Source organism: Pseudomonas sp. BGA-UO-ETr-WB11 (genome assembly GCF_059567785.1).
Window position 1 is genome coordinate 388,775 of the sequence record NZ_JCAQOS010000006.1, and the last position, 20,476, is coordinate 409,250.

Annotated in this window: 20 protein-coding genes; 8 read left to right on the forward strand and 12 right to left on the reverse strand. The window is 60.0% G+C overall.

The annotated features are described in order from the left end of the window. Nucleotides 1-112: 112 nt before the first annotated feature. From bamJ to AC56DI_RS10735, 4 genes are all read left to right on the forward strand, one after another. Nucleotides 113-820: a BamJ family beta-barrel-assembly machinery protein gene (gene bamJ / locus AC56DI_RS10720; RefSeq protein WP_496346127.1), complete on the forward strand. Its 708-nt coding sequence runs from the start codon at nt 113-115 to the stop codon at nt 818-820. Nucleotides 821-1,287: 467 nt separating this feature from the next. Next, a complete protein-coding gene (locus AC56DI_RS10725; protein ID WP_496346128.1) occupies nt 1,288-1,617 on the forward strand; it encodes a helix-turn-helix domain-containing protein in 330 nt (109 codons plus the stop codon). Further along, entirely contained in the window at nt 1,614-1,979 is a 366-nt protein-coding gene (locus tag AC56DI_RS10730) for a hypothetical protein (protein ID WP_496346129.1), read from the forward strand. Before AC56DI_RS10725 ends, AC56DI_RS10730 begins: the two co-directional genes overlap by 4 nt. Next, complete coding sequence (locus AC56DI_RS10735; protein ID WP_496346130.1) at nt 1,979-2,446, forward strand: SEL1-like repeat protein; 468 nt, start codon at nt 1,979-1,981, stop codon at nt 2,444-2,446. Before AC56DI_RS10730 ends, AC56DI_RS10735 begins: the two co-directional genes overlap by 1 nt. Here AC56DI_RS10735 and AC56DI_RS10740 read toward each other — a convergent pair. Further along, nucleotides 2,413-4,203: a bifunctional diguanylate cyclase/phosphodiesterase gene (locus tag AC56DI_RS10740; protein ID WP_496346131.1), complete on the reverse strand. Its 1,791-nt coding sequence runs from the start codon at nt 4,201-4,203 to the stop codon at nt 2,413-2,415. The genes AC56DI_RS10735 and AC56DI_RS10740 overlap by 34 nt on opposite strands. Before the next feature lie 153 nt (nt 4,204-4,356). Next, nucleotides 4,357-6,435, reverse strand: coding sequence for a carboxy terminal-processing peptidase (locus AC56DI_RS10745; RefSeq protein WP_496346132.1), 2,079 nt, complete (start codon nt 6,433-6,435; stop codon nt 4,357-4,359). A 136-nt stretch (nt 6,436-6,571) separates the two neighbouring features. Between AC56DI_RS10745 and AC56DI_RS10750 the strand changes: the two genes are divergently transcribed. From AC56DI_RS10750 to ahpF, 3 genes are all read left to right on the forward strand, one after another. Further along, on the forward strand, nt 6,572-7,534 hold the full coding sequence (locus AC56DI_RS10750) for a zinc-binding dehydrogenase (protein ID WP_496346133.1): 963 nt from the start codon (nt 6,572-6,574) through the stop codon (nt 7,532-7,534). Nucleotides 7,535-7,665: 131 nt separating this feature from the next. Then, nucleotides 7,666-8,229: an alkyl hydroperoxide reductase subunit C gene (gene ahpC, locus AC56DI_RS10755; RefSeq protein ID WP_324519285.1), complete on the forward strand. Its 564-nt coding sequence runs from the start codon at nt 7,666-7,668 to the stop codon at nt 8,227-8,229. 155 nt (nt 8,230-8,384) lie between these two features. Then, on the forward strand, nt 8,385-9,938 hold the full coding sequence (gene ahpF, locus AC56DI_RS10760) for an alkyl hydroperoxide reductase subunit F (RefSeq protein WP_496346134.1): 1,554 nt from the start codon (nt 8,385-8,387) through the stop codon (nt 9,936-9,938). A gap of 60 nt (nt 9,939-9,998) precedes the next feature. Here ahpF and AC56DI_RS10765 read toward each other — a convergent pair whose 3' ends face one another. From AC56DI_RS10765 to AC56DI_RS10800, 8 genes are all read right to left on the reverse strand, one after another. Next, entirely contained in the window at nt 9,999-10,760 is a 762-nt protein-coding gene (locus AC56DI_RS10765; RefSeq protein WP_496346135.1) for an ABC transporter permease, read from the reverse strand. Then, nucleotides 10,757-11,683 carry an ABC transporter ATP-binding protein gene (locus AC56DI_RS10770; protein WP_496346136.1) on the reverse strand — a complete coding sequence of 309 codons (927 nt, stop codon included), beginning with the start codon at nt 11,681-11,683 and terminating at the stop codon, nt 10,757-10,759. Before AC56DI_RS10770 ends, AC56DI_RS10765 begins: the two co-directional genes overlap by 4 nt. Nucleotides 11,684-11,855: 172 nt before the next feature. Beyond that, nucleotides 11,856-12,509 (reverse strand): HAD family hydrolase, encoded by a 654-nt coding sequence (locus tag AC56DI_RS10775; protein ID WP_496346137.1) that lies wholly within the window; start codon nt 12,507-12,509, stop codon nt 11,856-11,858. Next, nucleotides 12,509-13,498 carry an ABC transporter ATP-binding protein gene (locus tag AC56DI_RS10780; protein ID WP_496346138.1) on the reverse strand — a complete coding sequence of 330 codons (990 nt, stop codon included), beginning with the start codon at nt 13,496-13,498 and terminating at the stop codon, nt 12,509-12,511. Before AC56DI_RS10780 ends, AC56DI_RS10775 begins: the two co-directional genes overlap by 1 nt. Continuing rightward, complete coding sequence (locus AC56DI_RS10785; protein ID WP_496346139.1) at nt 13,495-14,292, reverse strand: ABC transporter permease; 798 nt, start codon at nt 14,290-14,292, stop codon at nt 13,495-13,497. Before AC56DI_RS10785 ends, AC56DI_RS10780 begins: the two co-directional genes overlap by 4 nt. Continuing rightward, nucleotides 14,279-15,109: an ABC transporter permease gene (locus tag AC56DI_RS10790; protein ID WP_496346162.1), complete on the reverse strand. Its 831-nt coding sequence runs from the start codon at nt 15,107-15,109 to the stop codon at nt 14,279-14,281. The genes AC56DI_RS10785 and AC56DI_RS10790 overlap by 14 nt, the downstream gene beginning before the upstream one ends. Before the next feature lie 20 nt (nt 15,110-15,129). Beyond that, nucleotides 15,130-15,936 (reverse strand): alkaline phosphatase family protein, encoded by an 807-nt coding sequence (locus tag AC56DI_RS10795; RefSeq protein WP_496346140.1) that lies wholly within the window; start codon nt 15,934-15,936, stop codon nt 15,130-15,132. A 127-nt stretch (nt 15,937-16,063) separates the two neighbouring features. After that, complete coding sequence (locus AC56DI_RS10800; protein ID WP_496346141.1) at nt 16,064-17,122, reverse strand: ABC transporter substrate-binding protein; 1,059 nt, start codon at nt 17,120-17,122, stop codon at nt 16,064-16,066. A 298-nt stretch (nt 17,123-17,420) separates the two neighbouring features. Between AC56DI_RS10800 and AC56DI_RS10805 the strand changes: the two genes are divergently transcribed. Beyond that, nucleotides 17,421-18,137 carry a UTRA domain-containing protein gene (locus tag AC56DI_RS10805; protein WP_496346142.1) on the forward strand — a complete coding sequence of 239 codons (717 nt, stop codon included), beginning with the start codon at nt 17,421-17,423 and terminating at the stop codon, nt 18,135-18,137. 15 nt (nt 18,138-18,152) lie between these two features. Here AC56DI_RS10805 and AC56DI_RS10810 read toward each other — a convergent pair whose 3' ends face one another. Both AC56DI_RS10810 and AC56DI_RS10815 read right to left on the reverse strand, forming a co-directional pair. Next, nucleotides 18,153-19,442: a M18 family aminopeptidase gene (locus AC56DI_RS10810; protein ID WP_496346143.1), complete on the reverse strand. Its 1,290-nt coding sequence runs from the start codon at nt 19,440-19,442 to the stop codon at nt 18,153-18,155. Between the two features lie 126 nt (nt 19,443-19,568). After that, a partial coding sequence (locus AC56DI_RS10815) for a calcium-binding protein (RefSeq protein WP_496346144.1) occupies nt 19,569-20,476 on the reverse strand: 908 nt, incomplete at its 5' end.

The following is a 20,476-nucleotide window of genomic DNA, read 5'->3' on the forward strand; positions in this document are numbered from 1 at the left end:
GAACTATTCGGCATTTTCTCGTTCAGATCGTGGGTAGCCAGTGATTGAGGCGGCCTGCTAAGCTCGCGTCTTCACTCGAATTGCCCCTCAAGCGCAGGAACAAGGAATAAGCATGAAACAACATTTGGCAGCTGTAGCTCTGGTGAGCCTGGTTCTTGCGGGCTGTGATTCGCAAACCAGCGCCGAGCTGAACACTCCGGCGCAGAAAGCTTCTTATGGCATCGGCCTGAACATGGGCAAGAGCCTGGCGCAGGAAGGCATGGATGATCTGGACTCCCAGGCTGTAGCCCAGGGCATCGAAGACGCCATTGGCAAGAAAGAGCAAAAGCTCAAAGACGACGAGCTGGTTGAGGCGTTTGCCTTCCTGCAAAAGCGTGCTGAAGAGCGCATGGCTGCTCTGAACGACGAAGCGGCCAAGGCCGGCAAGAAGTTCCTTGAAGACAATGCCAAGCGTGAAGGCGTGAAGACCACCGCTTCGGGCCTGCAGTATGAAATCGTTACCAAGGCCGAAGGCGCTCAGCCAAAAGCCACCGACGTGGTGAGTGTGCACTACGAAGGTCGCCTGACCGACGGCAAGGTGTTCGATAGCTCGATCCAGCGCGGCAGCCCGATTGATCTGCCGGTTAGCGGTGTGATTCCAGGCTGGGTTGAAGCCCTGCAGCTGATGCACGTTGGCGAGAAGGCCAAACTGTACATCCCGAGTGAACTGGCTTACGGCGCTCAGAGCCCGAGCCCGGCGATTCCAGCCAACTCGGTATTGGTATTTGATCTGGAACTGTTGTCGATCAAAGACCCATCGGCAGCTGCTCCTCAGCAGTAAGCAGTCGCCTGACACCCAGCGCCCCGTCTCGACGGGGCGTTGTGCATTCTGGGGGTGAGGTAATCCTCACGAAAGCCTGGCGGCCAAGGTTTTGTGCGGGTTTTTCAGTTGTTACTGTTACGGTTATGCACATTGACCAGCAGGGCCGGCTGTGCATCAGGGGTTGTCGTCGCGGTGCTTTGGTTTTTATTTTAAGTTATTGATTTTATTCATTTATTTTTACTGTTTAAAAAGTGTCCGATCTGTAGGGGAGCCCCGTGTGGCGGGGCTTTGGTCGCTTTGTTAAGAATTTGTGCACAAGGTTATCCACAGCTTTTGTGGGTAACCTTGTAAGGCCCAGGCCGCGGGCGGTGGACGGCAGATTGGCGTTGGCTTGAGCGCCCGAGAGGGCATACCTCCTGTTAAGATGGCGGCAATTAAGGAATGTGCCAGCCCGTCTGGTGCTGCTTTCCATGGAGCCCCGAACAATGAATGTGCAAGTGATCGCCCGCGACGGTGAGCCGGAATACGCTGTATTGCCTTGGGCCGAGTTTCAGGCCTTGTTAAAGGCTGCCGGCATGCCAAGTAAATCTCCGATGGCCGAACCGGCGGCGCCACAACCGCCCGTGGCCGCGTTGAGCCAGATGCGCAGTCTGCGTGAGGGCTTGGGTTTATCCATTGAACAATTGGCTCGCACAGTCGGCATCAGTCCGTCCTACCTCGAATTGATTGAAACCGCCGAGCGTCAACCCGACGCTGCCATCCGTCGCGCCCTGGCTCGTGCTTTGAGCGTCTCTGGCTGGAGCGATCCGTCTTGAGCGTGAAGATCAGTCGTCAGCATTGGCAGGCGCTGTTGCTTGAGCTGGACGATGCCCGTCGCAAGCGCCATCTGCTGACCTATCGCGCGCTGGTGGAGCGTCTGGAGTTGCCTACACCGGCAATGCAGACCCTGACCGCCGCGCTGGAGTATCTGGCAGGCCTGGATGCCCGTGCGGAGCGGCCGCTGCGCAGCGCTCTGGTGATCAGCCAAGGCGCCAGCCGTTTGCCGCGCACCGGCTTTTTTGACTGTGTGGGGCAATTGGGGCGTTTCAGCGGACCGTCTGACGGTGTCGCCGCCGCGTCTTGGCACGCCGCGGAAGTGGCGCGAGTATTTGAATTCACCTATCCCGAGGAACTCTGATGCTGTGGTCACTGCGTGCACGCTTGGGTTATCTGCTGGCTCGGCGGTTGCTGGGTTGGCCTTGGCTGGTTAAACAGCCGCGTGCCTGGCACTGGATGCAGGGTCAGTTTGCGCGCATGGCGGCGCTCGGTGACGTAGCCGCACAAAGCTTTTATGGCCATCTGCTGCTGTTTCGCGGTCAGGGCCTCGTAGCGCGCGAGGAGGGCATGCGCCTGCTGCGCTTGGCAGCCCAGGCTGGTGACGGCAAGGCGGCCTATCAACTGGGCGTGTTGAGCCTGGCGGGCGATACGCGGCAGGCGGCTGATGGCCAATTGGCCGCAAGCTGGTGGGTGATGGCGGCTGCTGCGGGCCATCCCCTGGCCGCGCGGCGGTTGGCCACTTTGTACCGTGACGGCGCATCAGGGCAGGCCCCTGATGCGGTGTTGGCTCAGCGCTACGAGGCGCGCGCGGTCGAGTTGGGGCTCTGATTGCCCATCAGCAGCGTATCAACGATGTGCAGGCTGTAACCCGGCACGCCTTTGGCGTGATGTTTGGCCTGTGAGGCCAGCTCCGCCAATTGCCCGGCATCCAGCTGGGCGCAGGCTTGCGGGTGTAAGTGCACGACGCCAATGGACAGGGTCAACAAGCTGAATTCCTGACGCTGGCCCTGGCGATTGGTTGCGCTGAAGCAACCCGCTTGTAAGTGTTCCTGCTTATAGAACCGTCGGCATTGCCCCTGAAAATCCTCCTGCAACAGCTGCAAACGCTTACGCCAGTCTTTTGAACTGAGTACCAAGAGAAAATCATCGCCGCCGATATGGCCGACAAAATCGCAGGTGGGGTCGACTCTTTCGTTTAGGCATTGGGCTAGGCACAGCAAGACCTCATCACCTTTGGCATAGCCGTAGATGTCGTTGAACGGCTTGAAGCTGTCGATATCGACATAGCAGATCATCGCTTCGCGCTCTTGCTGCAATACGCGGGTCAGGCACTGCTGGATTGGTACGTTGCCCGGCAGCAGGGTCAGCGGGTTGGCGTGTCGGGCTTGCTGGATCTTCAGTTCGGTAATCAGCTTGAGCACGTCAATCACCCGGCCTAGGCCGTGATAAACGCCTTTGTGGGTAATGATGAAATCTTCTTCGATGCGTTGCCGCGCCCGGCTGGTGAGCAGGCGGCTGACCTGCTGCAGGGATTGTTCGAGTTCGACGGCGAGAAAGTCGTCGCTCATCAGGCGGCTGATCGGTTTGCGTGCCAGCAGGTCGGTGGCGAAGGGTTTGAGCAGGGCATCGGTCAGTGAGTGGCGGTGAACGATGCCAATCGGTTGCTGCTGCGCATCGAGCACCGCCATGGAGTTGAGGTTGGCCTGGGCGCGGAAGGCCGCCAGGACCTCGCCGATGGTTTGCTCGGCGTGTACGGCTGTTTGCTTGTTGAGCAGGGCGCTGAGGTCGCCGCTTTCATCCTGGAGGGTGGCGTGTCGTGCTTCCAGCAGGGGCAGGATGTCCTGGGCTTGCTGTGGCGGTTGCTCCTGAGGGCGGCCGAGCAGATAGCCTTGCAGCAGGTCGACGCCCATTTCAGCGAGTACTGCCAGCTCTTCAGGCAATTCGATGCCTTCAGCAATAACCTGGGCGCGTGAAGCCTTGGCCATTTTCAGAATGGAGCCAACGAACTCGCGTTTGACCGCATCCTGATGAATGCCATCAATAAAGTGCCGGTCGATTTTGACGTAATCCGGGCGCAGCTCCGACCACAGACGCAGGCTGGAGTAGCCGGCGCCAAGGTCATCTAGAGCAATGGAAAAGCCCATGGCGCGGTAGTGGTGCAGGGCGGTGTGCAACAGGGAAAAGTCGTCAATCGGCGCCTGTTCGGTCAGCTCGATCACCACTTGGCTGGGATCGATGCCATAGGTTTTCAGCAGCTGCAACGTACGCCCAGGCTGATGGCCGGCTTCCAGCAGGGATTCGGGGGAGATATTGAGGAACAGCTTGCCCGGCAGCTTCAGCTCGCTGAAGCGTCGGCAGGCGCTTTCTCTGCAGGCAATTTCCAGTTCGCTCAGGCGACCGCTTTGGCGGGCGACGGCAAACAATGGGATGGGCGAGTGCAGAGGGCTGTTGGATGGGCCGCGAGTCAGGGCCTCGTAGCCGAGGATGCAGCGTTCGGAGAGCGAGACTATCGGTTGGAACAGGCTGTGCAAGTTGCCTTGGGCCAGGATCTGGCTCAGGGCGCTTAACTGCTCGATGGTGGTCATGGGCGTCTCGTTGCCGGTGAAATAAACAGGCCGCCTGGTGGCGGCCTGTTTATTTCACGACAGTTGCGTGACGTTCTTATTACATTGCCGGGATTTGGGTCTGTTGCCGTTTCATTCGCGGCAACGCGGTTCACGATGAAACCGCAACAGAGCCTAGTGAGTGGCAACCGCCGGGCGCAGGCCCAGATAGTCGAGCATGATCTTGCCGGTTTCGGTCAGGTAGGCGTCGTCTTCCGGTTTGGTTTTGGCTTCTTCCTCCGGCGCGGCGTCTTCGTCGACTTTCTTCAGCTCTTTCAGCTGTTCTTCGCCTTTGGCCTTGCGTCGGGCATTTTCCATTGCCAACTGCTGGCCTTCGATTTCGGCATGCTGAGCGCGGCGCTGGGTTTCATTCAGGCTGACGGTGGTTTCATGCATCAGCTTCTGCGCCAAGGCCAGGCGCTCACGGGTGAAGACGAAATCCGGATCGGTGGCGGTGCGCGTGTTATGCCGGGCCTGCAGTTCGGCCAGGAAGGGCTTGAACGGATCGACCGCCGGTTTGATCGCCGGACGAATGCTGTCCCATGGCATGGCTTCGGGCAGGGCGCTTTCGCCGATTTCCTTGGTGTCGACTACCGCTGGGTATTCGATGTCCGGAATCACGCCCTGGTGCTGCGTGCTCTGCCCGGAGACGCGGTAGAACTTGGCCAGGGTCAGCTTCAGTTCGCCATGGTTCAGTGGCTGCACGGTTTGCACGGTGCCCTTGCCGAAGGTCTGGCCGCCGATGATCAAGGCGCGGTGGTAGTCCTGCATGGCGCCGGCAAAAATCTCCGAGGCTGAAGCGGACAGGCGATTGACCAGTACGGTCAGTGGGCCCTTGTAGAAGATCCCGGTGTTTTCGTCGTTGAGCACATCCACGCGGCCGTCGCTGTTACGCACCAGTACGGTCGGGCCCTGGTCGATGAACAGGCCGGTCAGCTCAGTGGCTTCCTGCAGGGAGCCACCGCCGTTGTTGCGCAGGTCGAGTACCACGCCGTCGACCTTTTCCTTCTGCAATTCGCCGAGCAGGCGTTTCACGTCGCGGGTGGTGCTGGTGTAGTTCGGGTCGCCAGCACGGAAGGCCTTGAAGTCGAGGTAGAAGGCCGGCACTTCGATCACGCCGAGCTTGTAGTCGTGGCCTTCGTGCTGCAGCTTGAGTACGGATTTTTTCGCCGCTTGCTCTTCCAGCTTCACGGCTTCGCGGGTGATGGCCACGACTTTGCTGGTCTGGTCATTAGGCGCATTGCTGGCCGGAATCACGTCGAGGCGTACCACTGAGCCTTTCGGCCCACGGATCAGCTTGACCACTTCATCCAGGCGCCAGCCGATCACGTCGACCATCTCGCCATTGCCCTGGGCCACGCCGATGATCTTGTCGGCAGGCACGATCTGCTTGCTCTTGTCCGCCGGGCCGGCCGGTACCAAGCGCACGACTTTGACGTAGTCATTGTCGTTTTGCAGCACGGCGCCGATGCCTTCCAGCGACAGACTCATGTTGATGTCGAAGTTTTCCGCGTTGTCCGGCGACAGATAATTGGTATGCGGGTCGTAAGTTTGGGCGAAGGCGTTGATATAGGCCTGGAAGATGTCTTCGCCGCGGGTTTGTTCGAGGCGCGAAATCTGATTTTTGTAGCGTTTGAGCAACAGCTCCTGAATGGCCTTGGGTTCTTTGCCGGCGATCTTCAGGCGCAGGGCTTCGTCTTTCAGGCGCTTGCGCCAGAGATCGTCGAGTTCTGCGCTGTTCTTCGCCCAGGGGGCTTTCTCACGGTCGGTTTGCAGGCTTTCGTCGATGCTGAAGTCGAGCTTGTCGACGCCGTCATCCAGCTGCGCCAGAACAAAGTCCAGACGCTGCTTGAGGCGGTCGAGGTGGCGCTTGTAGATGATAAAGCCGGGGTCGAGATCACCGCTTTTCAGCAGGTCATCGAACTGGGTGCGCCACTGGTCAAACTCGGCAATGTCGGCGGCTGTGAAATAGCTGCGCGACGGGTCGAGCAGCTTCAGGTAGCTGTCGTAGATCTTCAGCGAGCGCTCGTCGTTGAGTGGCGGCTTGTTGTAGTGATGGCGCTTGAGCAGCTCCACTACATTAAGGCTGGCAATCACTTGCTCGCGCTCGGGTTGCAAGGCGCTCCAGCTGTTGGGCGCGGCACTGGCGGCAAACAGCGATGGGGCAACGCTGAGCAACAGGGCAAGCGTAGTGGCGGGGAAGAAATGCTTCATGCTGATTCGACGCGAAGGCTGCTGATAACGCATATTGGGCCATATTTTGGGGCGCCGGTTCCGTTACCCCGGCTGCAAATGCAAAAAACCCGGCAATTCCATGCTGGGCTCAGTCAAAACTCACTATGGAGGCAGCGTGAAGGCATTGCAAGGCGTCGAAGGGAGTGTGGAGTGGGTGCAGCGTCCGTCATTGAGCTGTGATGTCGGGCAGATTCGCATCCGGGTGGCGGCCGCCGGGCTTAACCGTGCCGACCTGTTGCAGCGTGCGGGTTTGTATCCGCCGCCTGCCGGGGCCAGCGACATTCTGGGGCTGGAGTGTTCCGGGGTGGTGATCGAGGTCGGTGCCGGCAGTAACTGGCAGGTCGGGGACCGCGTTTGCGCTCTGCTGGCAGGTGGCGGCATGGCCGAGGAAGTCGTGGTCGATGGCCGTCACGCCCTGCCCGTGCCCGAGGGGGTGTCGCTGGCCGAGGCGGCGGCCTTGCCCGAGGTTTACGCCACGGCCTGGCTCAACCTGTATCAATTGGCCGCGCTGCGTCCTGGCGAGAAGGTTTTGCTGCATGCCGGCGCCAGTGGTGTCGGCTCGGCGGCTATTCAATTGTGCAAGGCGTTTGGCAACCCGTGCTGGGTCAGTGTCGGCTCCGCAGAACGCTTGGCGTACTGCGAAGCACTGGGCGCCCAGGGCGGTGTGGTGCGCCAGGATGATTTGCAGGCCTTGCGCGACTTTGCCCCGTTCGACGTGATCCTTGATCCGGTCGGGGCCAGTTACGCAGCGCTTAATTTGCAGCTGCTGGCTCTGGATGGCCGCTGGATCAATATCGGTCTGATGGGCGGGCGTGAAGCGCAGTTGGACTTTGCCTTGCTGTTGGGCAAGCGTATCCAGTTGTTGGGCTCGACCCTGCGCAATCGTGATGAGCTGTTCAAGGCCGAGCTAATGCACGACCTTGCCCAGCACGTATGGCCGCTGTTTGCTTCCGGTCAGCTCAAGCCGCAACTGGCACAGACCTTTGCTGCCGCTGATGTGGAAGCCGCTTTTGCCGCGCTGGCGAGCAATCAGGTGAGTGGCAAGCTGGTGTTGAGTGTCGACGCCAGTCTGCTTTAAAAATTGTATCGGGCCGGCATCTACGATTGGCTTAGCCAATCATGCCCATCGGTTCAATCAATGAGCCATTGTCATCAAGCCGGCCTATGATTCTCTCCGTCAAGTTACTAACCCCAATGAGGAACCACTCAATGTCGTTGATCAACACTCAAGTTCAGCCGTTCAAAGCCAACGCTTTCCACAACGGCAAGTTCATCGAAGTCACCGAGCAGAGCCTGAAAGGCCAGTGGTCGGTACTGATCTTCATGCCGGCTGCCTTCACCTTCAACTGCCCAACTGAAATTGAAGACGCGGCTAACAACTACGCCGAGTTCCAGAAGGCCGGTACCGAAGTTTACATCGTTACCACCGACACCCATTTCTCGCACAAGGTATGGCACGAAACGTCGCCAGCCGTGGGCAAAGCCAAGTTCCCGCTGATCGGTGACCCGACCCACGCCCTGACCAATGCGTTTGGCGTGCACATCCCAGAAGAAGGTCTGGCCCTGCGTGGCACCTTCCTGATCAACCCGGAAGGCATGATCAAAACCGTAGAAATCCACTCCAACGAAATCGCTCGTGACGTGTCGGAAACCCTGCGCAAGCTGAAAGCTGCCCAGTACACCGCCGCTCACCCAGGTGAAGTGTGCCCGGCCAAGTGGAAAGAAGGCGAGAAGACCCTGGCTCCGTCTCTGGACCTGGTTGGCAAAATCTAAAAGTGGCTTCGGGGCTGCTGCGCTAAAACCGTTAGCAGCTCTTACTCCATTTTTCGCCTGCCGGAGCCTTACAAGGCTCTCAAAGGCGCCCGAACGCCCGGGCGCGATCCGTCCGGGCGTTTGTTTATCCAAAATTTGTCATAGGAATCGCAGTCATGTTGGACGCCACTCTTAAAACCCAGTTGCAGGCTTACCTTGAAAAGGTTGTTCTGCCGTTCGAGATCGTCGCTTCCCTCGATGACAGCGCGAAATCCGAAGAGCTGCTTGGTCTGCTCAATGACATCGTCAGCCTGAGCGACAAAATTGCTCTGCGCACTGATGGCAACGACAGCCGCAAGCCGTCGTTTGCCCTCAATCGCCCGGACGGTGATATCAGCCTGCGTTTCGCCGGCTTGCCGATGGGTCACGAGTTCACCTCCCTGGTATTGGCCTTGCTGCAAGTGGGCGGCCATCCGTCCAAGCTGGCCCAGGATGTGATCACCCAGATTCAAAACCTCGAAGGCGAATTCAACTTCGAGACCTATTTCTCGCTGTCCTGTCAGAACTGCCCGGACGTGGTCCAGGCGCTGAACCTGATGGCCGTGCTTAACCCCAATATTCGCCACGTGGCCATCGACGGCGCGCTGTTCCAGGCCGAAGTCGAGGCTCGGCAGATCATGTCGGTGCCGAGCATCTACCTGAATGGCGAACTGTTTGGCCAGGGCCGGATGGAAGTTGAGCAAATTCTCGCCAAGATCGACACCGGCGCCAGCGCCCGTGACGCCGAGAAACTCAGCGCCAAGGACGCCTTCGACGTGCTGGTTATCGGTGGCGGCCCAGCTGGCGCCTCAGCGGCCATCTACGCCGCCCGTAAAGGCATCCGTACCGGTGTTGCTGCTGAGCGTTTTGGCGGTCAAGTGCTCGACACCATGGCCATCGAGAACTTTATCTCGGTGCAGGAAACTGAAGGGCCGAAACTGGCCCGCGCCTTGGAAGAGCACGTCAAGCAATACGATGTCGACATCATGAACCTGCAGCGTGCCACGGCCCTGGTTCCGGCCAGCCATGCCGGCGGCTTGCATGAAGTGACGTTTGAAAGTGGCGCGACGCTGAAAGCCAAGACCGTGATTCTCTCCACCGGTGCGCGCTGGAGGGAGATGAACGTGCCGGGTGAGCAGGAATACCGTGGCAAGGGCGTGGCTTACTGCCCGCACTGTGACGGCCCGCTGTTCAAGGGCAAGCGTGTGGCGGTGATCGGCGGCGGTAACTCCGGTGTGGAAGCGGCCATTGACCTGGCCGGCATCGTCGCCCATGTCACCTTGATCGAGTTCGACAGCCAATTGCGTGCCGATGCGGTATTGCAGAACAAGCTCAACAGCCTGGGCAATGTGACCATCATCAAGAGCGCCTTGACCACTGAAGTACTGGGTGATGGCCAGAAGGTCAGCGCCCTGGTCTATAAGGACCGCAACAGTGATGAGCTGCACACCGTCGAGCTGGAAGGCATCTTCGTGCAGATCGGCCTGCTGCCCAACAGCGACTGGTTGAAAGGCGTGGTGGAGCTCAGCCCGCGTGGCGAGATCATCGTCGACGCCAAGGGCGGCACCAACATCCCCGGCATCTTTGCTGCCGGCGACGTGACCACTGTGCCCTACAAGCAGATCGTCATCGCCGTAGGCGAAGGTGCCAAAGCCTCCCTGAGTGCTTTCGACCACCTGATCCGCAGCTAAGCGACTGCGCAATGCAAAACGCCCCGGCATCTGCCGGGGCGTTTTTGTTTGCAGTGCAGGCTAATTCTTCAACCGATAACCGCTGCGGAACATCCAGCTAACGATCACCAGGCACAGGGCAAGAAAGCCCAGGGTCATGCCCACGCTGAGGCCAACATTGACGTCGGCCACGCCGTAGAAGCTCCAGCGGAAAGCGCTGATCAGGTACACCACCGGGTTGAACAGGGTGATGGTCTGCCACACCGGCGGCAGCATGCTGATGGAGTAGAAGCTGCCGCCGAGGAACGCCAACGGGGTGACGATCAGTGCTGGCACCACCTGCAGTTTTTCCCAACCATCGGCCCAGATGCCGACGATGAAGCCGAACAGGCTGAAGGTCACGGCGGTCAGGGCCATCAGCAGTACCATCCACAGCGGGTGGGCAATCTCGAAGCTGACGAACAGGCGGGCGGTGAGGAGGATCACCAGGCCAAGAATCATCGACTTGGTGGCTGCCGCGCCGACATAGCCGACGACGATCTCGAAGGGCGAAATCGGTGCTGACAGCACTTCATAAATCGTCCCCGAATAACGGGGCATGTAGATGCCAAAGGCCGCGTTGGAAATACTCTCGGTGAGCATCGCCAGCATGATCAGGCCCGGCACGATAAAGGCGCCGTAACTGATGCCATGCACCTCGGTCATGCTGGCGCCGATGGCTGAGCCGAACACCACGAAATACAGCGAGGTGGAAATCACTGGGGTAGCGATGCTCTGCAGCAGGGTGCGCCAAGTGCGTGCCAGCTCGAAGAGGTAAATCGCACGGATCGCGAAGAGGTTCATGCGCGCGCCCTCAGCAGGTTGACGAAAATCTCTTCGAGGGAGCTTTCGCTGGATTTCAGGTCCTTGAAGTCAATGCCGTTAGCTGCCAGGTCGCGCAGCAGCTCGGGGATGCCGGTGTGCTCGCGCTGGCCGTCGAAACTGAAGACCAGCTCATGGCCGCCATCGGCCAGGGTCAGGGCGTAGCACGCCAGCGCTGCCGGTAGTTCGTTCAATGGTTGCTTCAGCTGCAGGCTCAACTGTTTTTTGCCCAGGCGCTGCATCAGCACGTGCTTGTCTTCCACCAGGATGATCTCGCCCTTGCTGATCACGCCAATGCGATCGGCCATTTCTTCGGCTTCTTCGATGTAGTGGGTGGTCAGGATGATGGTCACGCCTCGTTCGCGCAGGCGGCGAACCATGGCCCACATGTCGCGGCGCAGCTCGACATCGACGCCAGCGGTGGGCTCATCGAGAAACAGAATCGAGGGTTCGTGGGACAGCGCTTTGGCGATCATCACCCGGCGCTTCATGCCGCCGGACAGCTCAAAAATCTTCGCGTCTTTCTTGTCCCACAGCGACAGGTCCTTGAGCAGTTGTTCGAGGTAGGCCGGGTCTGGCTTCTTGCCGAACAGGCCGCGACTGAACTGCAGCGTGGCCCAAACGGTTTCAAACACGTCGTTGACCAGCTCCTGAGGCACCAGGCCGATCTGCGAGCGTGAGGCGCGGTAATCCTTGACGATGTCATAGCCGCCGACCTGCACCGAGCCGCTGCCGGGGTTGACGATGCCGCAGATGATGCTGATCAGGGTGGTCTTGCCCGCACCGTTGGGGCCGAGCAGGGCGAAGATCTCGCCTTTTTGAATGTTTAGGTCGATGTTGCGCAGCGCGCTGTGGCCGGAGGCGTAAGTCTTGCTCAGTTGCTGGATGGCAATAACGGGTTCCACGGAAGCTCCTGGGACGAGCGGGGAGGGATGCGCAAGATTAACAGGCTTGACCGCCAGTCAGCCTTGGCTGATTGGCGGTGTGGCTGATTTAGATGGCGCTGTCCCCCTAGGGGCTGTTACCGGCTCCGGCGCGGCCACTAATGAAATGGCAACAGATCCTAGCGGTCTTGTGCTAACGCCAGTGCAGAATCGGCCAGCCAGCCTGTTCGGCATGGGCACGCAGTACCGGATCGGGGTTGACGGCGCGGGGTTGGCTGACCTGGGTGAGCAGCGGCAGGTCGTTGCGTGAGTCCGAGTAGAAATAGGCGCCTTCCAGACTCTCGCCCTGTTCGACGAGCCAGGCCTGTAAGCGTTTCACCTTGCCCTCGCGGTAGGTGAGGATGCCCTGGGTGTTGCCGCTGTAGCAGCCGTGCTGCTCTTCGAGGTCGATGGCCAGCACTTCACTGATGCCCAGACGCTCGGCAATCGGTGCCACCAGATGGACGCCGGAAGCGGAGATCACCAGCAGCCGATCACCTTCGGCGCGGTGGCGGGCCAGGCACTGGCAGGCATCGCTGTAAATCAGTGGCTCGATCACCTCTTCGACAAAGGGGCCGACCACATGGGCGACTTCCGCTGCCGTGCGGCCGACCAGTGGTGACAGGCTGAAGGCCATGTAGTCTTCCATGGCCAGCAGGCCTTGGCTGTAGAGCGCCATCAACTCGCTGTCGCGCTTGAGGAACGACTCGCCGTCAACCCAGCCCAATTGCGCCATGTAGGCGCTCCACAGGCTGGCGCAGTCGCCGTCAATCAGGGTCTCGTCGAGGTCAAAAATCGCCAGGGCCATTACGCCACCTCCTGAATGGCCTGAGCCTCGATGTTGAGGGCAATGGCCTGGCCGTTGTGCAGCAAGTCAGCGGGCGAGCGGTTAAGCACATCCACCAGCAGCTCTACGCCGTAGGCTTCAACCCGGTAGCGGATCACGTTGCCGAGCAGGCTGTGGCTGCGCACTTGGGCGTCGATGGTGCCGTTGGTGTCCAGCTGGATCGACTCTGGACGAATCGCCACGCGGCTGTTGATCGGACGCTGCAACAGGCGACTGGCGGCATCGGCGTCAAGCAGGTTGTAGTTGCCGATAAAGCCTGCGGCAAAGGCGTCCACCGGTGCGGTGTAGAGGGTTTCTGCATCGCCGCTTTGGACGATTTTGCCGGCATTCATCAGGACGATACGGTCAGACATGACCAGTGCTTCTTCCTGGTCGTGGGTGACGAAAATCGTGGTCAGACCCAGCTCCTGCTGGATGCTGCGGATCTGCTCGCGCAGGTGTTTGCGAATGCGGGCATCCAGCGCCGAGAGCGGCTCGTCGAGCAACAGCAAGCGTGGGCGGGTGACCAGCGAGCGAGCCAGGGCCACACGCTGGCATTGGCCGCCGGACAGTTGGTGCGGGTAACGGTTGGCGAAGTCGTGCAGCTCGACCATGCGCAGGGCGTCGTCGACGCGCTGGGCGCTTTCGGCCTTGTCGACCTTTTGCATGCGCAGGCCGAAAGCCACGTTCTGCGCCACGCTCATGTTGGGGAACAGCGCATAGCTCTGGAACACCATGCCGATGCCGCGCTGCTGTGGGCTAATGGGCACCAGGTCCTGGCCATCGAGAAGGATCTGCCCGCCGTTGACGTCGGTCAGGCCAGCAATGCAGCGCAGCAGGGTGGATTTGCCACAGCCGGACGGGCCGAGCAGGGTGACGAACTCGCCCTGGGCAATTTCGCAGTTGATGTCGCTGAAGATGGGCGTGGCGGCGTAGCGTTTGTGCAGGCCGCGAATGCTCAGGAAACTCATGACGGGTCCTTGTTCAGGCGGTTGGCTGCCCAGGTAAACAGCAGCACGAAGAAGAAGTAGGAGATCACCAGGGCGCTATTGAAGTGACCGCTGCTGTTGCGCATGTTGTTCAGGTACACCTGCAAGGTCTCGTAACGGGTGCCGACCAGCAGGTTGGCAAACACAAACTCGCCGAACAGGAAAGAAAACGACAGGAATAGCGAGACCATCAGGCCCTTGCGCAGGTTGGGCAACACCACCAGCCAGGCCGCCTGCCAGGTGCTGGCGCCCAGCAGGTGGGCGGCGTCCATCAGGTCCGGCAGGTTGATGGCCTGCAAGTTGTTGGTGATCGCCCGGTACATAAACGGCAAGGCCACGGTGAAGTAGCAACCGAGCAGAATCCAAGGCGTGCCGACCATGGCCAGCGGCCCTGAGCCATACAGCTGCAGCAGGCCCACTGAGGACACCACCGGCGGCACGGCAAACGGCAGGAGGATCAGCAGGTTCATCAGCCCGTCGAGCTTGGGGAAGTAGTAATGGGTGACGAACAGCAGCGGCAGAATCAGCACCACCGCCAGCACCAGGGCGCCGCAGCACACCAGCAGCGAGCGGCCGAAGGCGGCCAGAAAGCGCTCATCGCTCCACAGCGCCAGGTACCACTTGAAGGTCAGGCCATCCGGCAGGATGGTTGCCGACCAACTGGTGGACAGCGAGTAGAGCAGGGTGCCGGCCAGCGGCAGTAGCAGAATCAGCAACAGCAGCCATACCACGGTGCGGTGATACAGGCTGGTGGCGGTCAGTTCAGCGCGCGACATGGTAGCTCCTCTTCAGCAGCCACTGCTGCGCCGCGGTAATCACCAGCATCAGACCGACCAGGATCATCGCCAAGGCGCTGCCCATGTTCGGGTCGAGGGTGATGTCGCCGGCCACCATGGCGGCAATGCGGATCGGCAGCACGTTGAAGTTGCCGGTGGTCAGGGCGTAGACGGTGGCGTAGGCGCCGAGGGCGTTGGCCAGCAGAATGACGAAGGTTCCGAGCAGCGCCGGGGTCAGTACTGGCAGACCGATATGCCGCCAGAACTGCCAGGGGCTGGCCCCGAGCAGCGCCGCGGACTCGCGCCAGTCGGCACGCAGGGCGTCGAAGGCAGGGTAGAGCAGCAGCACGCCCAGGGGGATCTGAAAGTAGCTGTAGAGCACGATCAGGCCGGTCTTGGAGTACAGGTTGAAGTCGCTGATCACCCCGGACTGTTTGAGCAGCAGGGTCAGGGTGCCGTTGAAGCCGAGCAGGATGATAAAGGCGAAGGCCAGCGGTACCCCGGCGAAGTTACTGGTCATGTTGGAGAAGGCCATAACGAAGTCGCGCAGCTTGGAGTCGACCTGGCGCAACGAATAGCTGCCGAGAATCGCTACAAACATGCCGATCACGCTGGACCAGAAGGCGATCTGCAGGCTGTGCTGGATAGCCTGCAAATAGAAGCGCGAGGCGAAGATCTTGCTGTAATTGGCCAGGCTCCAGGTGTCGGCGTTGATCAGGCTGTGCACCGCGACCCAAGCCAGCGGCGCGACCTGAAACACGATAAAGACAATGGCGAACGGCAGCAGGCACAGCAGCGCCAGCCAGCGTCCGCGCAGGGCGGTGGTGAGTCGGGCTATCACGTCAGCAGTTCCTGGCACAAAGGTTTGTCGTGGGGCACGCCAAGCAACTGGCAGACAGTGCCGCACAGTTCGGTTTGTTTGGGTTGGGCGTTCGGGTTGTGGCTGAAGGCATCGCCGAGGACGAACAACGGTACTTCGCGTTCTTCGGCCAGCAGGCCGTTGTGTGTGCGGTCGTTGTTCATGCCGTGGTCGGCGGTCACCAGCACCTGATAACCGGCGTCCAGCCAGCGCTGCAGGTACTCTGCCAGTAGCAGGTCGGCCTGGCGCGCGCTGTTGCGGTACTGCGGCGAGTCGAGACCGAACTTGTGCCCGGCGTCGTCGATGTTCATCGGATGCACCAGCAAAAAATTCGGGCTGTGGCGCACGCGCAGGCTTTCTGCGTCGGCGAACAGGTGGGAGTCCGGGTAGTGGTCTGCGTAGTAAAAATGGCCCTGCTGGATCGGCAGTTCCGGGGTGTCGCTATGGCGATCGCGGGCGGCTACGAAGGGGGCGCGGTTATACAGTTCGCTGATCCAATGGTAGGCCGCGGCGGCAGTGCTCAGGCCCGCGTTGCGGGCGTAGTGGAAGATGCTCTGCTGATTGGACAGGCGCACCACGTCGTTGTGCACGATGCCGCTGTCGATTGGCGCTACGCCGGTCAGCAGGCATTCGTACAGCGGCCGTGACAGTGCCGGCAGCTCGCATTCAAGCTTGTACAGGGTGGCTCGGCCGGCGCCGCAGTAAGCCTGCAGGTGGCCCAGCGCATGGCGGGCAACCTGATAATTCAGGCCATCCAGAACCACGAGGATGACGTTGTGTTTCATGGGGTGCATCTTCCTTGTGCTGCGGATTTTCGGTGGAGCCATATGCGTAGGATGGGTTGAGCTGGCGATACCCATCAAGGTAGGTGGAACGATGGGTATCGCTGCGCTCCACCCATCCTACGGTGGCTTACTCCATTTCGATGATCACGTGTTCCTGCCACAGCTGCGGCAGGGCCTTGGCCGTGGCTTCCCAGGCTTTCGGATCTTTGATCGGTTGAACCTTGGCGTACTGCGCGTTCGGCAGCAGCTTGGCCTGCACGTCGGCAGGCAGGGTCAGGTGCTCGGCGCGGATCGGTCGGGCATTGCCTTTGGCCAGGTTGATTTGCCCTGCGTCGCTCAAGATGTACTCACGGGCCAACTTGGCGGCGTTGGGGTTTTTCGCGTACTTGTTGATCAGTGTGGTGTAGCCGGAAATCACCGAGCCGTCGGACGGGATCAGTACCTCGAAGCGGCTCGAGTCAATTTGCTCGCGATAGCTCAGACCGTTGAAGTCCCACACGATGCCGACTTCCACTTCACCCTTTTCCAGGGTTTGGATGGTTGGGTTGGACAAGCCCAGGCGGCCTTGTTTGGCCAGTTCGGCGAACAGGTCGAGGCCTGGCTGGATGTTGTTCTCGTTACCACCGTTGGCGATCGCTGCGGCCAGTACGCCGTTAACGGCCTGAGCAGCGGCGCTGACGTCGCCGATGGCCACTTTGTAGGTGCCTTTTTTCAGGTCAGCCCAGGAGTGGGGCACGTCTTTGACCAGTTGCTTGTTGACGATGAACGCGATGGAGCCGGTGTAGCCGAGCATCCAGTGGCCGTCGGCATCCTTGGCCCAGTCGGGGATCTGTGCCCAGGTGCTGGGTTTGAACGGCTGGGTTACGCCTTGTTGCACGGCAATGGGACCAAAGGCCGCACCGACGTCGCCGATGTCGGCGCTGGCGTTGTCTTTCTCGGCGGCGAACTTGGCGATTTCCTGCGCCGAGCTCATGTCCGTGTCCATGTGCTTGAGGGCATACAGTTTGTTCAGGTCGGCCCAGGTGTCTTTCCAGTTGGCCCAGCTATCGGGCATGCCGACGCTGTTGATGGCGCCTTCGGTGCGCGCCGCCTGTTCGAGTGCCTTGATATCTACGTCACCGGCCATGACCTGGGTGGCCATGGCGACAGCAGTTCCCATCAGTGAAGCCAGCAGCAGACGTTTCATGCGAAGTTCCTTTGCAGGTTGGGTTGTTGGTCTAGATCAGCAATACACGGGCCAATCTATGCACTTTAGATGACGATTTTATTTCAGTGCTCCTCTAACCAATGACGGCTAGTAATACGCTGTCACTCAGCGGCTCTGGGTGGATCATCTTTATGGCGAGGAGTGAGGCGGCTGGCATATCCCGTGCAAAAATGGATTTATGTCATCTATCAGTCATTTGCTGTGCATAAGATGGTCATATTGAGCACTGTTGTGGCGCACTTTTGCGCTGGTCTATCCCAGAATGGAGCCTTAGTTGATGGGCGATGATGCACCGCGAACCGTTACCGCAATCTGCCGGGCACTGCAGGAGCAAATCGAGCACGGTCTGCTTCCGGCGGCCGGCAAGCTGCCGGCCGAGCGCAAGCTCAGTGAGTTGTTTGCTACCACCCGTATCACCTTGCGTGAGGCGTTGGGGCAACTGGAAGCGCAGGGGCTGATTTATCGCGAGGAGCGTCGCGGTTGGTTTGTTTCGCCGCCACGCCTGGCTTACAACCCCCTAGTTCGCAGCCACTTCCATGCCATGGTGGCTGAACAGGATCGTCTGCCGGCCACCGAGGTGCTCAGTGCACGCCTGGTGCCTGCCTCGGTTGAAATATGTGCGCTATTGGAGTTGCCGGCGTTCTCCAGCGTTTACCAAGTGCGTCGGGCGCGGCGGATTGATGGGCGACTGGTGCTGTATGTCGAGCATTACCTGAATCCGGCCTACTTCCCCGGCATTCTCGAATTTGACCTGACCCGCTCCCTGACTGACTTGTATGCCAGCGAATATGGGATCCGTTACGGTCGGGTGCGTTTCGATATGGTGCCCACTGCTCTGCAGGCCGAGGCCGCCAGCACCTTGCGGATGGCGGTGGGCAGCCCGGCGCTGCGCATCACCCGCATCAACCGCGACCAGCACAAGCGGGTGATTGATTGCGATCTGGAGTTCTGGCGCCACGACGCCATCCATGTCAGCGTCGAGGTGCCGGAATAGGCGCCTGGCAGTTGCTCAGGGCAGTTCGCGGGTAGCGTAGAAGGCGCCGAGTACTTTGACCAGATGGGCCAGGTCATGGCTGCCCGCCAGCTCACGGATCGAGTGCATGGCGAAGGTTGGCAGGCCGATATCCACGGTGGGCACGCCCAGACGGCTGGCGGTGATCGGCCCGATGGTTGAGCCGCAGCCCATGTCGCTACGGGTCACAAAGCTTTGCACTGGTACTTCATTTTCCAGGCACAGATGCCTGAAGAACCCGGCGGTTTCGCTGTTGGTGGCATAGCGCTGGTTGCTGTTGATCTTGATCACCGGGCCGGCGTTGAGCTTGGGGCCGTGATTGCTGTCGTGCTTGTCGGCGTAGTTGGGGTGCACGGCGTGGGCGTTGTCGGCCGACACCAGCAAAGAGCGCTGCATGACCCGAGCAAAGCCGTCCGCATCCGGCAGCAGGCGTTGCAGCACCTGTTCGAGCATCGGCCCGTCGGCGCCGCAGGCTGAACAAGAGCCGACCTCTTCGTGGTCGGTGCACACCAGTACGCAGGTTTCTTCGCTGTCGGCGGTCAGAAGTGCCTGCAGGCCGGCATAGCAGGACAGCAGGTTGTCAAGGCGCGCGCCGGCAATGAAGTCGCCATTCAGGCCGATCACCGCCGCGCTCTGGGTGTCATAGAAACTCAGTTCGTAATCCAGCACGGCATCGGCGTTGAGGTCGTGCTCCAGGGTCAGTTGCTCAGCCAGCAGGGCGCGGAAGTCGGCCCCGGTTTCGCTGGCAACCTGGGCCAGGATCGGCGGCAGTTCGTTCTGCGGATTGATCGCCCAGCCCTGGTTGGCCTCGCGGTTGAGGTGGATCGCCAAACTCGGGATGATGGCAATGGGCAGGCGAAAATCGATCAGCTGGCTTTGCACCTTGCCGCCGGCGCGGAAGGTCACCCGTCCGGCCAGCGACAGGTCGCGGTCAAACCAAGGCGCGAGCAAGGCGCCGCCGTAGACTTCCACACCCAGCTGCCAGAAGCCTTGCTTGTGCAGCTCAGGGTTGGGTTTGACCCGCAGGCACGGGCTGTCGGTATGAGCCCCCACCAGGCGTAGGCCAGCTTCCAGGACGGGCCGGCGACCGAGCTGGATGGCGATGATCGAGGAGTCGTTGCGGGTCACGTAATAGCGCCCGCCCGCTTCGACAGCCCAGCTCTGGCGCTCGTCTAAACGCTGAAAGCCGGCAGCCTCCAGGCGTTGAGCGAGGCTGGCAGTGGCATGAAAGGGGGTCGGTGAGGCCTTGAGGAAATCGATCAGACCTTGATTCAGCACGTCGCGCATAGGGGACTCCGGGCGGTTATGCCCGGAGTTTAACGGATTCGTCTTAAGTGGCGCAGAAAATGGAGGTGGTTGAGACGTTTGATAAGCCATGCGTTTTCACGCCTGGCTTATCAAAGGCTTCGTGCATCAAACGATGAAGTCAGCGCTTGTCATGTTTGAAACGCCAAGTAGCTGAATTTCAAACTCTGCAGAAATATCAGCATCGGTGCTGCCATATAGAATCCCGTCAGCAAAGCGCAGTTGGCCTGTCGCGTTGGCGCTAAAAGCTTTATTGCTAATAAACGCGAATGCTTCGTTAGTCGCCGCGCTTGAGCTGTTTGCGTCGAGTGTTGATAGGTCAATTTTGTCCAGCTCGCTGGTTTTGAAGTCGGCAATTATGTCGCGCAAGGCACCGATGCCTATTTCACTTAATTGATTGAAGTCGAAGCGGTCTGCGCCAAGACCACCGGTCAATCTATCTGTTCCTATTCCGCCAATCAGAACATCATTTCCGGCAGCTCCGATCAGTGTGTCATTGCCAGTACCGCCATTCAGTATGTTGGCGGCGTCATTGCCGATCAGGGTGTTGTTGAGCGTATTGCCGGTGGCGTTGATTACGGCACTGCCGGTGAGCAGGAGCTTTTCGAGGTTGGCGCCCAGCGTCCAGCTGGCGGCCGTTTGTACAGTGTCGATCTCGCTGGCAAGAGTGCTGGTCTCGCTGATCACATCGGTTGCAACATCCACTACGTAGATATCATTACCGAGGCCACCTATGAGTGTGTCGTTACCGGTGCCGCCATTCAGTATGTTGGCGGCGGCATTGCCGATCAGGATGTTGTTGAGCGTGTTGCCGGTGGCGTTGATTACGGCACTTCCGGTTAGCAGGAGCTTTTCGAGGTTGGCCCCCAGCGTCCAGCTGACGGCCGCTTGTACGGTGTCGATCTCGCTGGCAAGAGTGCTGGTCTCGCTGATTACATCGGTTGCAACATTGACCACATAGGTGTCGTTACCGAGGCCGCCGATCAGTGTGTCATTACCGATGCCGCCATTCAGTA